Origin of the sequence: Curtobacterium oceanosedimentum, assembly GCF_040545555.1 — a bacterium.
GTDB lineage: Bacteria > Actinomycetota > Actinomycetes > Actinomycetales > Microbacteriaceae > Curtobacterium.
The window spans coordinates 318,159-331,761 of the sequence record NZ_JBEPMD010000001.1; the positions used below are offsets into that span (position 1 = coordinate 318,159).

A 13,603-nucleotide genomic window follows, 5' to 3' on the forward strand; every position below is an offset into this window, starting at 1 on the left:
GTTGTCCCGACAGACGCTGCCGCGAGAAGGAAACGAGGAGACCATGTCCGACGTGCTCATCGACCGTCCAGAACTCGAAGGGCTCGGCCAGTACGAGTTCGGCTGGTCCGACTCCGACACGGCCGGTGCGTCTGCGCGCCGCGGTCTGTCGGACGAGGTGGTCAGTGACATCTCCGGCCGGAAGAACGAGCCCGAGTGGATGCACAAGCTCCGTCTCAAGGCGCTCACGCTGTTCGACCGCAAGCCCATGCCGTCGTGGGGTGCCGACCTGTCGGACATCGACTTCGACAACATCAAGTACTTCGTGAAGTCCACCGAGAAGCAGGCCCAGACCTGGGAAGAGCTCCCCGAGGACATCCGCAACACCTACGAGCGCCTTGGGATCCCCGAGGCCGAGCGCCAGCGCCTCGTCGCCGGCGTCGCCGCCCAGTACGAGTCCGAGGTCGTCTACCACCAGATCCGCGAGGACCTGGAGCAGCAGGGCGTCATCTTCATGGACACGGACACGGCGCTCCGTGAGCACCCCGAGTTCTTCGAGGAGTACTTCGGTTCGGTCATCCCGGCCGGCGACAACAAGTTCGCCGCGCTGAACACCGCCGTGTGGTCCGGTGGGTCGTTCGTCTACGTCCCGAAGGGCGTGCACGTCGAGATCCCGCTGCAGGCCTACTTCCGGATCAACACCGAGAACATGGGCCAGTTCGAGCGGACGCTGATCATCGCGGACGAGGACTCCTACGTCCACTACATCGAGGGCTGCACGGCACCGATCTACAAGTCGGACTCGCTGCACTCCGCGGTCGTCGAGATCATCGTGAAGAAGAACGCCCGCGTGCGCTACACGACGATCCAGAACTGGTCGAGCAACGTCTACAACCTCGTCACCAAGCGCGCGATCGCGCACGAGGGCGCCACGATGGAGTGGATCGACGGCAACATCGGGTCCAAGGTCACGATGAAGTACCCGTCGATCTACCTCGCCGGTGAGCACGCCAAGGGTGAGACCCTGTCGGTCGCCTTCGCCGGTCCGGGCCAGCACCAGGACGCCGGCGCGAAGATGATCCACATGGCGCCGTACACGACGTCGTCCATCGTGTCGAAGTCGATCGCCCGCGGCGGCGGCCGCGCCGGCTACCGCGGCGAGGTTCGGGTCGACCCGGCCGCGCACCACGCCGCGAACACGGTCCGCTGTGACGCGCTGCTGGTCGACACGGTGAGCCGCAGCGACACGTACCCGGCGATCGACATCCGCGTCGACGACGTGCAGCTCGGCCACGAGGCCACGGTGTCCCGCGTGAGCGAGGAGCAGCTGTTCTACCTCATGTCGCGCGGCATGCCGGAGGACGAGGCCATGGCCATGATCGTCCGCGGCTTCATCGAGCCCATCGCCCGCGAGCTCCCGATGGAGTACGCGCTCGAACTCAACAAGCTCATCGAGATGAGCATGGAAGGATCCGTCGGCTAGATGTCGAACACCAGCACCAACCCGACACCGACCGACGGGGCGAGCCCCGCTCCGCACATCGACCAGCCGGTCGAGCCGTCCGCCGTGGCGCAGGGCCAGCAGGCGCCGTCGGCGCAGGGCCAGGGCACCGACCAGCACGGCGCTCAGGCGCACTCCGACGGCGGCTGGGACTCGAAGGTCCCGGTCCAGACCCGTTCGGAGCGCCCGCAGTCCGGCGACCTCGACGCCTTCCCGCCGGTCACCGGCCGCGAGGTCAACTGGAAGTTCGCGCCGCTCGCGAAGCTCCAGCCGCTCCTCGACGGCGGCCTCGACGGTTCCGCCTACCCGTTCCTCGCCCGACAGACCGAGGGCGCCGACGTCGAGTGGGGCCGCAGCGACGACCCCCTCGTCGGCTCCGCGGGCCTCCCGGAGGACCGTGCCGCGGCGGCGGCCTGGACCGCACGCGACGCCGTGCTCAAGGTCACCGTCAAGGCGACCGAGGCACACGAGTCGATCTCGATCACCCGCTCGGACTTCGGCACGCAGGCCCGCGCGGCGCACACGGTCATCACGGCCGAGCAGCACGCGCAGGGCATCGTCGTGATCGACAACCGCGGGTCGGCGCTCCTCAGCGAGAACGTCGAGATCGTGGTCCGCGACGGCGCCCGGCTCACGGTCGTCAGCCTGCAGGACTGGGACGACGACGCGGTGCACGTGTCGACGCAGTTCGCCGAGGTCGGTCGCGACGCCTTCCTCAAGCACGTCGTGGTCTCGCTCGGCGGCGACGTCGTCCGGGTGAACCCCTCGACGCACCTCGGCGCGCAGGGTGCCGACACCGAGATGTACGGCGTGTACTTCGCCGACGCCGGGCAGTACATCGAGCAGCAGGTGTACGTGAACCACGACGCCGCGAACACCCGCGGGCGCGTCAACTACAAGGGCGCACTGCAGGGCGAGGGCGCGCACACGGTCTGGATCGGTGACGTGCTCATCGGCCGCGCCGGTGACGGCACCGACTCGTACGAGCAGAACCGCAACCTCGTCCTGACCGACGGCACGCGCGCGGACAGCATCCCGAACCTCGAGATCGAGACGGGCAACATCGAGGGTGCCGGGCACGCCAGCGCGACCGGTCGCTTCGACGACGAGCAGCTCTTCTACCTGCAGGCCCGCGGCATCCCCGAGGAGGAAGCACGTCGCCTCGTCGTCCTCGGCTTCCTGGTCGAGGTCATCCAGAAGATCGGCGCGCCCGAGCTCGAGGAGCGCCTGATCGCTGCCGTCGAGCAGGAGCTCGCCGACGGCCGCACCGCGGTCGTCGCAGCGGAGCCCGAGGCCGAGCAGGCGGACGCCTGATGGCCGAGAAGGTCTGCGCCGAGTCCAAGATCGCCGTCGACAGCCCGATGCGCGTCGTCGTGGACGGCACCGCCGTGGCGATCGTGAAGGACTCCGCCGGCACCGTGCACGCGATCGGCGACACCTGCACGCACGGGGACATCTCCCTGGCCGAGGGCTTCGTCGAGGGTGACACGCTCGAGTGCTGGGCCCACGGGTCCCGGTTCTCGCTGGCCACCGGCAAGCCGCAGAACTTCCCGGCGTACGAGCCGGTTCCGGTCTTCCGGGTCGAGGTCCGTGACGGCGACGTCTACGTCGACGTGCACGACACCGTCCCCGTCGACTGACCGACCCCACTCTCCTCCGCGGCTGACGCCGCACACCAGCTGCAACCGAAGGAACGCAATGTCCACTCTCGAAATCCGCGACCTCCAGGTCTCGATCGACACCGATCAGGGCACCAAGGAGATCCTCAAGGGTGTCGACCTCACCATCAACGAGGGCGAGATCCACGCGATCATGGGGCCGAACGGTTCCGGCAAGTCCACCCTGGCGTACACGATCGCCGGGCACCCGCGCTACAACGTGACCGGTGGCTCGATCACCCTCGACGGCGAGGACGTCCTCGCGATGAGCGTCGACGAGCGCGCCCGTGCCGGCATGTTCCTCGCGATGCAGTACCCGGTCGAGATCCCCGGCGTGACGGTGTCGAACTTCCTGCGCACCGCGAAGACCGCGATCGACGGCGAGGCCCCCGCACTCCGCGGCTGGGTCAAGGACCTCCGCCAGTCGATGGCCGACCTCAAGATGGACTCGTCGTTCGCCGAGCGCAACGTGAACGAGGGCTTTTCGGGCGGCGAGAAGAAGCGCCACGAGATCATGCAGCTCGAGCTCCTCAAGCCGAAGTTCGCCGTGCTCGACGAGACCGACTCGGGCCTCGACGTCGACGCGCTCAAGATCGTGTCCGAGGGCGTCAACCGCGCGAAGGCCGCCACCGGCCTCGGCGTGCTCCTCATCACGCACTACACGCGCATCCTCCGCTACATCAAGCCGGACTTCGTGCACGTCTTCGTCGCGGGCAAGGTCGCCGAGCAGGGCGGCCCCGAGCTCGCCGAGCGCCTCGAGAACGAGGGCTACGACCGCTACGTCCAGGCAGCTGCGGCGGGCAACTGATGATCACCGCACTCTCCCCGGAGAAGTTCGACGAGGTCGTCGAGGGCCTCAAGGAGGTCCAGGACCCGGAGCTCGGCGTCAACATCGTCGACCTCGGCCTGATCTACGACCTGGCGATGGACGACGAAGCGAACGCGCTCGTGATCAGCATGACGCTGACGAGCGCGGGCTGCCCGCTCACCGACGTCATCGAGGGCGACACGGCGAACGCGCTCGACGGCATCGTCGACGCGTTCCGCATCAACTGGGTCTGGATGCCGCCGTGGGGTCCGGAGCGGATCACCGACGACGGGCGCGAGATGATGCGCGCGCTCGGCTTCTCGATCTAGACGCCACCACCGCAACGGACGGGAGGCACGGTGCCAGCTGGCACCGCGCCTCCCGTCCGTCGTCGGTGCAGCACCCCCGCCGCGCCGAGCGGGCACGATCCGTCACGCTCAACCGGTCTCCGCGACGGACATCACCCGCCCGGCGTTCGTCGCGCGGCGTGTCGTGCTCGCTCGCGAAGCGAGACAGCCACCCGGGCCGGAACGGCGACGGGCCCCGCACCAGGAGGTGCGGGGCCCGTCGGCGGAGCAGGACGCGTCAGCGGCGGCCGATCAGCTTCCACGCCAGGGGCAGGACGCCCGCGGCGATGAGCGCCTTGGCGACGCCACCGACGACGAACGGGTAGAGGCCGGCGGCGAGCACCGACTGCAGGTCGTTCGGCGCGCCGAGCTGACCGAGCACCACAGCGAGCCAGGGCAGCCCCGTCACGAACGGGATCGCGCTCGCGAGGAGCATCGCCACCGTCGCCCGGCCGACCTTGCGGTCCCAGTTGCGGCGGGCGAGCCAACCGACCAGACCGGCCGCCGGCACGAAGCCGATGACGTAGCCGAAGCTCGGCGAGGCCAGGGCTGCGAGGCCGCCGGAGAACTCGGCGAAGAACGGCGCCCCCGCGAGACCCGCGACGGCGTAGACGAGCAGCGACAGCATGCCGCGTCGGGCGCCGAGCGTGGCGCCGACCAGCACGACGGCCAGGGTCTGCCCGGTGATCGGGACCGGCCACATCGGGACCTGGAGCTGTGCCATCGCGGCCGTGAACAGGGCACCGCCGGCGACCAGGGCGGCGTCGGTGGCGAGCCCCGAGGTGCGAAGACGGTCGGCGAGGACTGCGCGGCGAGCGAACCCGGTGGCGTTCGTCATGGATTCTCCTAGAATGGACTGCTGGTCCCGTTCGAGGACCATCGGTCCCGTCAGCGTAGCGGTGCACCTCCCGCACACGTCGTTGTGCACATCACCAACTGATTGGACGTCCTCCTGTGCTTGCCGTGCACGACCTCGAGATCCGCGTGGGCGCTCGCCTCCTCATGGAGCACGTGTCCTTCCGTGTCGAGAAGGGTGACAAGATCGGGCTCGTCGGGCGCAACGGCGCCGGCAAGACCACGATGACGAAGGCCCTCGCCGGCGAGGCGCAGCCGACCGACGGCAAGATCGAGCGCTCCGGTGAGATCGGCTACCTGCCGCAGGACCCGCGCTCGGGCAACCCCGAGGACTCCGCCCGCAAGCGCATCCTCGACGCCCGAGGGCTCGGTGAGCTCGTCGAGGGGATCCGCCAGGCGACGCTCGACATGGCCAGCGAGGACCCGGACACCGCCGAGAAGGCCATGCGTCGCTACAGCCGCCTCGACGACCAGTTCAACGCCCTCGGGGGCTACGCGGCCGAGGCCGAGGCGGCGTCGATCGCGTCCAACCTCAAGCTGCCGGACCGCATCCTCGACCAGCCCCTCAAGACGCTCTCGGGCGGTCAGCGTCGTCGCATCGAACTCGCGCGCATCCTGTTCTCGGACGCCGAGACGATGATCCTCGACGAGCCGACGAACCATCTCGACGCCGACTCCGTCGTGTGGCTCCGCGAGCACCTCAAGACCTACCCGGGCGGCGTCATCGTCATCTCCCACGACGTGGAGCTGGTGGACGAGGTCGTCAACCGCGTCTTCTACCTGGACGCGAACCGCCAGACCATCGACGTCTACAACATGGGCTGGAAGCTGTACCAGCGGCAGCGCGTGGCCGACGAGGAGCGCCGCCGCAAGGAGCGTGCCGGCGCCGAGAAGAAGGCTGCGACGCTCAAGGACCAGGCGGCCCGGTTCGGCGCGAAGGCATCGAAGGCGGCCGCTGCGCACCAGATGGTCGCGCGCGCGGACAAGCTGCTCGCAGGACTCGAGGACGAGCGCGTCGCCGACCGCGTCGCGAAGATCCGCTTCCCCACGCCGGCGCCCTGCGGTCGCACCCCGCTGATGGCCGAGGGCCTGTCGAAGTCGTACGGCTCGCTCGAGATCTTCGCCGGGGTGGACCTGGCGATCGACCGTGGGTCGCGCGTGGTCATCCTCGGGTTCAACGGTGCAGGCAAGACGACGCTGCTCCGGATCCTCGCGGGCGCGGACCAGCCGGACACCGGCGAGATCCTGCCGGGTCACGGTCTGCGGATCGGCTACTACGCGCAGGAGCACGAGAACATCGACGTGAACCGCACCGTGATCGAGAACATGGTGTCGGCGTCGACGGACCTCAACGAGACCGAGGCGCGGCGCGTGCTCGGTTCGTTCCTGTTCACCGGTGACGACGGGTACAAGAAGGCCGGCGTGCTGTCCGGCGGCGAGAAGACCCGTCTGTCGCTCGCGATGATCGTCGTCTCGGGCGCGAACGTGCTGCTGCTCGACGAGCCCACGAACAACCTCGACCCGGCGTCGCGCGAGGAGATCCTCAATGCGCTGGCCGGCTTCGAGGGCGCCGTGGTGCTCGTGTCGCACGACGCCGGCGCGGTCGACGCGCTCAACCCCGAGCGGGTGCTGCTGCTGCCGGACGGCACCGAGGACCACTGGAACAAGGACTACGCGGAGCTCATCGAGCTCGCGTAGCGACCCGTGACGGACGGGAGGCGGGGGGGCCGCCCGCCCCCCCCCCCCCCCCCCCCCCCCCCCGGGGGCACCCCCCCCCCCTTCGACACGCCCACCGGCTGCCGCCGCGGGGGGGGGTCGCGCCCCCCCCCCCCCGCCCGCCCCCCCCTGGTCGTCTCCCCCGCCGGGGGCCGGGGGGGGGGGGGGGGGGGGGGGGCCGCCCCGGGGGGGGGGGGGGGGGGGGGGGGCGGGCGGGGGGGGGGGGCCCCGGCGCCCCCCCCGCCTCCAGTCCGTGTGTGCTCGCGTCAGCCGGCCGGCGTCCGGTCCGGCGCGGAGGCGAGCGCCTGCCGCACCGAGCCCCACGCGGCGAGCCGCTCGCGGACGGCGTCGTCCCGCTCGACCTCGAGCGCCGTCGCGTGCGCCTGCTCGAGCACGTCGTCGACCACGACGCGTTGTCGCGAGCGGGCCGAGGCGATCGCCGCGTCGACCATCACCAGGCTCATCACGTTGCCGTGGACCTCGCCGTCGGGGGTGGTCCCGGTCCGGACGGCCCGGACGAACGACGCCAGAGCCCCGGCGATCTCGGAGCCGACCCCCGGGGCCGCCGCGGGCGCACCGGGGGCGTCGTCGATCACGCTCGACGGATCGTGGTCGCCGTCCCACGCGGCGGAGCCCGACGCGCCGGACGCGTGCCAGTCGCCGTTCCACGAGGTCTCGTCGCCGGGCGCGCACCACGAGCCGTCGTAGACGTAGCGGACGTCGTCCTCGAAGGCGAAGACCGCGGCGGCGTTCGCGTCCCCGCGGTACCAGGACCACGACGGGTTCCACGACTCGCAGTACACCGACACGGGTTCGCGCTCGAGCACGTACCGGGCGGAGTCGAACGCGTGGATCGCCATGTCGAGGAGCAGCACGTCGTCCATCTCCTCGCGGAAGCCGCCGAAGTGCGGGGCCTTCGCGAAGCGCGTACCCAGGCTGCCGACACCGCCGAGCGCGCGGACGTGCTGCCGGAAGGCGACGAGCTGGTCGTTGTACCGGCGCGACTGGGACACCATGAAGAGCTGGCCGGTCGCCTCGGCGGCGGCGGCGAGGGAGAGCGCCTCGGCAACGGTCTGCGCCGCGGGCTTCTCGCCGAGCACGGGGAGCCCGGCGTGCAGGGCGTCCATCGTCACCGGGTGGTGGGCCACGGGCACCGTGATGTCGAGGACGGCCTCGGCGCCGGTCTCCGCCAGGAGTGCGGGCAGGTCGCGCCCGACCGGGATCGTCGGGGAGCCGGCGAGTTCGGCCCCGGCGCGCGCGGCGTCGAGGTCGAGGTCGACGACGCCGACGAGTTCGACGTCCGGGTCGGCGGCGACGGTACCGAGCCAGGCGCGTCCCATCCCGCCGGCGCCGACCTGCACGACCCGCAGCGGGGCGTGGTCGGTCATGCGCGGGCCTCGGCGGACTCGGCTGGCTCGGCGGCTGCGGGCTCGGCGGCCGCGGGCTCGGTGGGCTCGGTGGGCTCGGTGGTCTCGTCCTCGGGTGCGTCGTCGAACGGGCCGCGGTAGTGCTGGCCCTCGAAGTACTCGCCGAGGTCGTAGCGGCGCAGCGTCGGGAGCTCGCGCTCACGCTCCGGTCGGGCCCACTCGGCCCCGTTGGCGACCACGCGTCGGACGTCCGGGTGGTGGTACACGGGGAAGTCCTGGTCACCGGGGGAGAAGTAGAAGATCTTCCCGAGGCCGCGACGGTAGGTCATGCCGCTGCGGAAGACCTCGCCACCGGTGAACCCGGAGATGAAGACGAGCTCGTCGGGCGTGGGCACGTCGAAGTACTCGCCGTACATCTCCTGCTCGGGGATGACGATCGGGTTCGGCACGCCCCGCGTGATGGGGTGCTGCGGGTTGACGGTCCAGACGAGTTCCTGGTCGTGCTCGCTCCGCCAGCGCAGGGTGCACGTGGTGCCCATGAGCTTGCCGAAGATCTTCGACCAGTGGCCGGAGTGCAGGACGACCAGGCCCATGCCGGACAGGACGTGCTTGTGGACGCGGTCGACCACGGCGTCGTCGACGTCGGCGTGGGCGGCGTGCCCCCACCAGGTCAGGACGTCGGTCTCGGCGAGCACGGCCTCGGACAGCCCGTGCTCGGGCTCCTGCATGGTCGCGGTCCGGACGACGGCGTCGGGCAGGTTCTCGCGGATGCCGTCGGCGATGGCGCCGTGCATGCCGTCGGGGTAGCGCTCGGCGACGTGCTGCTCGACCTGCTCGTGGACGTTCTCGCCCCAGACGGTGATGCGCAGCGGGGTGGTGGTCATGGTGTGGGCCTTCCTGGAGGAGTGGCGGGGTGCACCGGCGGGGGCGGTCGTCACTTGACCGCGCCGCCGAGTGCACCGGCGGAGATGTAGCGCTGGGCGACGATGAGGAGCACGGCCGCCGGCAGTGACGCGAGGACCGACGTCGCCATGACGGGCCCCCAGTCGGTGACGTTCGAGCCGATGTAGTTGTAGATGCCGAGCGTGATCGGGCGGACCGCGTCGGTCGAGGTGAGGGTGAGGGCGATGAGGAAGTCGCCCCAGGCGCCGAGGAACGTGAAGAGCGCCGCGGTGACGATGGCGTTGCGGCTGATCGGCAGGACGATCGACACGAAGGCCCGCAGGTCGTTCGCGCCGTCGACCAGCGCGGCCTCGACGAGGCTCGGCGGGATCGACTCCATGAACGCCCGCATGAGCAGGATCGCGAACGGCACCTGCACGGCGCTGTCGGCCAGGATCAGCCCGACGTAGCTGTTCAGGAGCCCGACGTTGTTGAACAGCGTGTAGAGCGCGTTGGCGATGACGATGCCGGGGATCATCTGCGTGATGAGCAGCACGAGCAGGAACACCTTCGTGCCGCGCATCCGGAACCGGGCGAGGCCGTACGCCGCCGGGGTGGCGATCGCCAGCGTCAGCACGACGGTGCCGAGGCCGATGATCATGCTCGACACGAAGTTCTGCCCCTGCTGGGCGAACGCGGCCCGGTACCCGGCGAACGTCGGGTTCCACGGGAACCAGGTGGCGGTGGCGGCGCCCGAGGTGGCCTGCAGGCTGGTGTTCACCATCCAGTAGACGGGGAAGATCATGATCGCGAGGAACACGATCCCGAGGATGGTGAAGGGCAGCCCCTTCGCGGTGCGGCGTGGTCGAGGCGATCGCGCGCTCCGCTTCGTCGTGATCGCGCGCGTGACGGTGACGGTCTGGTTCGCGAGTCCGACGCTCATTCGTCGACCGCCTTCCGTGAGATCGCGATGTAGACCATCGCGAAGACGAACGAGACGACGATGAGCACGTTGCTCACCGCGGCTCCGATGCCGAACTGGAAGTTGATGAACGACTGGTGGTAGGCGTTCGTGGCGAGGGTCTGCGTCGAGTTCGCGGGACCGCCGCCGGTCAGGCCGAGGATGATGTCGACGACCTTCAGCGTGTAGACGACCCCGAGCACGATCACCACGCTCACGACGCTCCGGATGCTCGGCCAGGTGATGTACCGGAACGCCTTGAACCCGGTGGCACCGTCGAGGGCGCCCGCTTCGTAGAGCTCCGGCGGGACGGACTGCAGCCCGCTGTACAGGATCGTCGTGTTGAAGGGGATGCCGAGCCAGACGTTCACGCCGATCACGGCGATGAGGGCCAGGCTCGGGCTGACGAGCCACGGCACCGGGCCGATGCCGACGACGCCGAGCAGCTGGTTCAGTGCACCGCTGTCCTGGTCGAGCAGCCACTTCCACACCGCGCTCGACGCGATGAGGGGCAGCAGCCACGGCAGGAGCAGCAGGCCGCGCAGGAAGCCCGACAGCGGGAAGTGCCGCCGGAAGAACAGCGCGAGGCCGAGGCCGAGGACGAACTGCAGGACGATCGAGCCCGCGGTGAACAGGGCGGTGTTGACGACGCTGGTCGTGAAGACGCTGCTCGAGAAGACCGCGACGTAGTTGCCGAGGCCGACCCAGGGGGCCTCGCCGGTGAAGAAGGTCTTCGTCGTGTAGTCCTGGAACGACATCACGACGTTCTTGACCACGGGGTAGCCGAAGAACAGGGCGACGAACACCGCGGCCGGCACGACGAAGAGCCAGCGGGTGATGGTCGACCGGAGGCGCGCGCGGCGCTGTCCGGGGCGGGCGGGGGCCGCGGGCGTCGTCGCCCGGGGCCGGATCTGCGTGGAGGCGCTCATGTCAGGTCCTTCCGTCAGGGGCGGGGAGCCGGTCTCGCGACCGGCTCCCCGGCTCCGCTACTGGTTCTGCGACTGCGCCTGCTCGAGCGCCTGCTCGGGGTCGGCCTTGCCGGTCAGCGCGAGCTGGACGGCGGTGTAGATCTTCGTGGCGGCCTTGGGCCAGTCCGGTCCGAGCTCGCCGGTGCGCGCGCGGGCGGTCTGCACGGTGGTGACGAACGAGGCCACGTCGGCGTGGTCCTCGGCCCACTTCTTGCCGACCTCGATGTTGGTGGGCACGTTCCCGCTGACCCCGGCCAGGACGGCCTGCATCTTGTCGCTGTTCAGGCACCCGACGAACTTGCCGGCGAGCTGCATCTTCTCCTTGTCGCCCGTCTGCGGGACGGTGAAGGCCTCGCCGCCGAGCGGGGCGACGGTCTCGGACCCGGTGCGCGTCGGGATCGGGACGCTGTCGAACTCCAGGTCCTTCGCCTTCTTGAGTGCCGGCAGCTGCCACGGACCGTTGATCATCATCGCGGCCTTGCCGGCGATGAACTGGTTGTTGACGTCGGCCTGTGCCCAGTTGATCGAGCTCTTCGACATCGAGCCGTCGTCCTGCAGGTCCTGCACGAGCTGCAGCGCCTGCGCGGCCTCGGGCGTCGCGATGTCCTTCTCGTCACCGCCGTTCGACCAGAAGAACGGCAGGAACTGCCAGGTGCCCTCGTAGGTGTTGATGTTGCTCATCGCGAAGCCGTACGTCGACCCGTTGGTGAGCTTCTTCGCCGCTTCCTTCAGCTCGTCCCACGTCTTGGGCGGCTGGACGCCGGCGTCGGCGAGCAGCTTCTTGTTGTAGTACAACGCGATGGAGTTCGTGTTCGGCTGCAGACCGTAGAGCTTGCCCTCGAAGGTGTTCGCGCCCTTCACGCCGGGGACGTCGTCGTCCGCGTCGAGACCGTAGTCGGCGAGGTCGGAGAGCGCTCCGGACGAGGCGATCTGCTGGACGTCGGGGTTGTCGAGCATGAGCACGTCGGGCAGGGTGCGCGACGACGCCTGCTGCAGGACCTTCGAGATGAGGCCGGCTCCGGCGACGTGGTTGATCTTCACCTCGACGCCGACGTCCTTCGCGCACTGCTGGTACACGGGGTCGTAGTTCGCGTCGTAGTAGTCCTCGATCGTGAGGGTCTTCCCGCCGCCGGACGACGACGCGTTGCCGGCGCCGGAGCACCCGGCCAGGACGAGGGGGACCGTCGCGACGATCGCGGCGGCGCCGACGAGGGCGCGGCCCCGGCGGGACGTGGAGCGGAAACCAGGCTTCATTGCACTGCTCTTCTCTTCGCGGATGCGGGGAAGGACACGGTGCGTCGACTCCACTGACGTCGTCGTCGCGGTGGTCCTGGGGCGAGAAGCTAACAGAAAAGCGCTTCACCTGTAAAGCGCTTTTCTGGTTCCGCCGCGGGACTATGCTCAGGACCACCGCAGCGCACGCGGGGCAGGTCGGCACCGTCGCCGTCCTGCTCCTGGACGTGCCTCGGAAGCCGGGCGGTACCGATCGATCAGGAGGGTCCGATGGCCACGATGCAGCAGGTTGCCGACCGTGCCGGGGTCTCCATCGCGACGGTGTCGTTCGTGGTGAACGGCACGAAGTACGTCACGCCGGCCACCACGGCGAAGGTCACCGCAGCGATGCGCGAGCTGAAGTTCCGCGGCAACGTCGTGGCGCGCGCCCTCGCGAGCCGACGGACCCGGATCATCGCCCTGCTGTTCCCGACCACGGGCAACCGCTTCAGCCCGACCACGTCCGAGTTCTTCATGAACGCCGCCGAGCGGGCCTCCGCGCGGGGCTACCACCTGGTGCTGTGGCCGGTCGACCCGGCGGGCGACGACCTCGACGACCTGGTCTCCGGCGGTCTCGTCGACGGCGTCGTGCTCATGGAGGTGCGGATGGACGACCCGCGCGTCGTCAAGCTGTCGGAGCTCGGCGTCCCGTTCACCCTGATCGGCCGGACGCGTGACGCGGACGAGCTGCCGTACGTGGACATCGACTTCGAGACCACCATCGAGGACGGCCTCGACCACCTGCAGGACCTGGGCCACCGGCGCTTCGGGCTCGTGCTCGAGAACCTTGAGGGCACGCCGATGGCCGGGTACGCGCCGCACCTGCGGGTCGAGGACACCTTCCGTCGCTCGGTTGCGGATCGCGGCGGTGCGGGAACGATCGTGTACGCCGGCCCCGGGAGCGAGGGCGGCCGCGACGCTGCCCGGCGCCTGCTCGAGGCCGACCCCGACGTCACCGCGGTGCTCGTGATGAAGGACGACTCGTCCGCCGGGCTGCTCGTCGGCCTGTACGCCGCGGGTCGACGGGTGCCGGACGACGTCTCGGTCCTGAGCATCGCGTCCTCCGCGGCAGCGGGGGACCAGCACCACCCGCGCCTCTCGACGATGATCGCGCCCGGCCGCGAGCTCGGCGTCCGCGCGGCGGACGCGCTGATCGACCGCCTCGACGGCACGTCCGTCGAGCTGCCGCACTTCCTGCTGCCCTGCGTGCTCCGACCCGCCGAGTCGACGGCCGCCGCCCCCACGCGCTGACCCGGGGCGGGCCGCCGGCCGCCGGCGAGTCTCGCGCC

At 70.2% G+C, this 13,603-nt stretch carries 13 protein-coding genes; 7 read left to right on the plus strand and 6 right to left on the minus strand.

Annotated elements, in window-relative coordinates:
- Nucleotides 1-43: 43 nt before the first annotated feature.
- The 5 genes from sufB to ABIC52_RS01465 are packed head-to-tail and all read left to right on the plus strand — an operon-like array spanning nucleotide 44 to nucleotide 4,275.
- Entirely contained in the window at nucleotides 44-1,462 is a 1,419-nt protein-coding gene (gene sufB, locus ABIC52_RS01445) for a Fe-S cluster assembly protein SufB (RefSeq protein WP_126892075.1), read from the plus strand.
- Nucleotides 1,463-2,794, plus strand: coding sequence for a Fe-S cluster assembly protein SufD (sufD, locus tag ABIC52_RS01450; protein WP_354026421.1), 1,332 nt, complete (start codon nucleotides 1,463-1,465; stop codon nucleotides 2,792-2,794).
- A complete protein-coding gene (locus ABIC52_RS01455; protein ID WP_435526052.1) occupies nucleotides 2,794-3,120 on the plus strand; it encodes a non-heme iron oxygenase ferredoxin subunit in 327 nt (108 codons plus the stop codon). The genes sufD and ABIC52_RS01455 overlap by 1 nt, the downstream gene beginning before the upstream one ends.
- Before the next feature lie 58 nt (nucleotides 3,121-3,178).
- Complete coding sequence (gene sufC / locus ABIC52_RS01460) at nucleotides 3,179-3,946, plus strand: Fe-S cluster assembly ATPase SufC (protein WP_066654406.1); 768 nt, start codon at nucleotides 3,179-3,181, stop codon at nucleotides 3,944-3,946.
- Entirely contained in the window at nucleotides 3,946-4,275 is a 330-nt protein-coding gene (locus ABIC52_RS01465) for a metal-sulfur cluster assembly factor (RefSeq protein WP_022902786.1), read from the plus strand. The genes sufC and ABIC52_RS01465 overlap by 1 nt, the downstream gene beginning before the upstream one ends.
- A 256-nt stretch (nucleotides 4,276-4,531) precedes the next feature.
- Here ABIC52_RS01465 and ABIC52_RS01470 read toward each other — a convergent pair whose 3' ends face one another.
- Nucleotides 4,532-5,173 (minus strand): biotin transporter BioY, encoded by a 642-nt coding sequence (locus tag ABIC52_RS01470; protein WP_354026422.1) that lies wholly within the window; start codon nucleotides 5,171-5,173, stop codon nucleotides 4,532-4,534.
- Between the two features lie 74 nt (nucleotides 5,174-5,247).
- Between ABIC52_RS01470 and ABIC52_RS01475 the strand changes: the two genes are divergently transcribed.
- Nucleotides 5,248-6,846: an ABC-F family ATP-binding cassette domain-containing protein gene (locus tag ABIC52_RS01475; RefSeq protein ID WP_354026423.1), complete on the plus strand. Its 1,599-nt coding sequence runs from the start codon at nucleotides 5,248-5,250 to the stop codon at nucleotides 6,844-6,846.
- A 284-nt stretch (nucleotides 6,847-7,130) separates the two neighbouring features.
- On the opposite strand, the gene ABIC52_RS01480 is transcribed toward ABIC52_RS01475, so the two are convergent.
- From ABIC52_RS01480 to ABIC52_RS01500, 5 genes are read right to left on the minus strand one after another with little or no spacing between them, the layout of a single operon-like run.
- A complete protein-coding gene (locus ABIC52_RS01480; RefSeq protein WP_354026424.1) occupies nucleotides 7,131-8,252 on the minus strand; it encodes a Gfo/Idh/MocA family protein in 1,122 nt (373 codons plus the stop codon).
- Entirely contained in the window at nucleotides 8,249-9,115 is an 867-nt protein-coding gene (locus ABIC52_RS01485) for a ThuA domain-containing protein (protein WP_354026425.1), read from the minus strand. The genes ABIC52_RS01480 and ABIC52_RS01485 overlap by 4 nt, the downstream gene beginning before the upstream one ends.
- 50 nt (nucleotides 9,116-9,165) lie before the next feature.
- On the minus strand, nucleotides 9,166-10,056 hold the full coding sequence (locus tag ABIC52_RS01490; RefSeq protein ID WP_126892467.1) for a carbohydrate ABC transporter permease: 891 nt from the start codon (nucleotides 10,054-10,056) through the stop codon (nucleotides 9,166-9,168).
- Complete coding sequence (locus ABIC52_RS01495; protein WP_354026426.1) at nucleotides 10,053-11,003, minus strand: carbohydrate ABC transporter permease; 951 nt, start codon at nucleotides 11,001-11,003, stop codon at nucleotides 10,053-10,055. The genes ABIC52_RS01490 and ABIC52_RS01495 overlap by 4 nt, the downstream gene beginning before the upstream one ends.
- Nucleotides 11,004-11,060: 57 nt before the next feature.
- Nucleotides 11,061-12,296, minus strand: a complete 1,236-nt coding sequence (locus tag ABIC52_RS01500; RefSeq protein ID WP_354026427.1) for a sugar ABC transporter substrate-binding protein — start codon at nucleotides 12,294-12,296, stop codon at nucleotides 11,061-11,063.
- Nucleotides 12,297-12,545: 249 nt separating this feature from the next.
- Here ABIC52_RS01500 and ABIC52_RS01505 point away from each other — a divergent pair, with 249 nt between their 5' ends.
- The gene (locus tag ABIC52_RS01505) at nucleotides 12,546-13,565 is read left to right on the plus strand and encodes a LacI family DNA-binding transcriptional regulator (RefSeq protein ID WP_354026428.1); all 1,020 of its coding nucleotides are present in this window, start codon (nucleotides 12,546-12,548) and stop codon (nucleotides 13,563-13,565) included.
- The last annotated feature ends 38 nt before the right edge of the window (nucleotides 13,566-13,603 follow it).

Bases quoted from the DNA above. Each gene is read 5' to 3' on its own strand.
- sufB (WP_126892075.1), top strand. From the start codon at position 44: ATGTCCGACGTGCTCATCGACCGTCCAGAACTCGAAGGGCTCGGCCAG.
- sufD (WP_354026421.1), top strand. From the start codon at position 1,463: ATGTCGAACACCAGCACCAACCCGACACCGACCGACGGGGCGAGCCCC.
- ABIC52_RS01455 (WP_435526052.1), top strand. From the start codon at position 2,794: ATGGCCGAGAAGGTCTGCGCCGAGTCCAAGATCGCCGTCGACAGCCCG.
- sufC (WP_066654406.1), top strand. From the start codon at position 3,179: ATGTCCACTCTCGAAATCCGCGACCTCCAGGTCTCGATCGACACCGAT.
- ABIC52_RS01465 (WP_022902786.1), top strand. From the start codon at position 3,946: ATGATCACCGCACTCTCCCCGGAGAAGTTCGACGAGGTCGTCGAGGGC.
- ABIC52_RS01470 (WP_354026422.1), bottom strand. From the start codon at position 5,173: ATGGTCCTCGAACGGGACCAGCAGTCCATTCTAGGAGAATCCATGACG.
- ABIC52_RS01480 (WP_354026424.1), bottom strand. From the start codon at position 8,252: ATGACCGACCACGCCCCGCTGCGGGTCGTGCAGGTCGGCGCCGGCGGG.
- ABIC52_RS01485 (WP_354026425.1), bottom strand. From the start codon at position 9,115: ATGACCACCACCCCGCTGCGCATCACCGTCTGGGGCGAGAACGTCCAC.
- ABIC52_RS01490 (WP_126892467.1), bottom strand. From the start codon at position 10,056: ATGAGCGTCGGACTCGCGAACCAGACCGTCACCGTCACGCGCGCGATC.
- ABIC52_RS01495 (WP_354026426.1), bottom strand. From the start codon at position 11,003: ATGAGCGCCTCCACGCAGATCCGGCCCCGGGCGACGACGCCCGCGGCC.
- ABIC52_RS01500 (WP_354026427.1), bottom strand. From the start codon at position 12,296: ATGAAGCCTGGTTTCCGCTCCACGTCCCGCCGGGGCCGCGCCCTCGTC.
- ABIC52_RS01505 (WP_354026428.1), top strand. From the start codon at position 12,546: ATGGCCACGATGCAGCAGGTTGCCGACCGTGCCGGGGTCTCCATCGCG.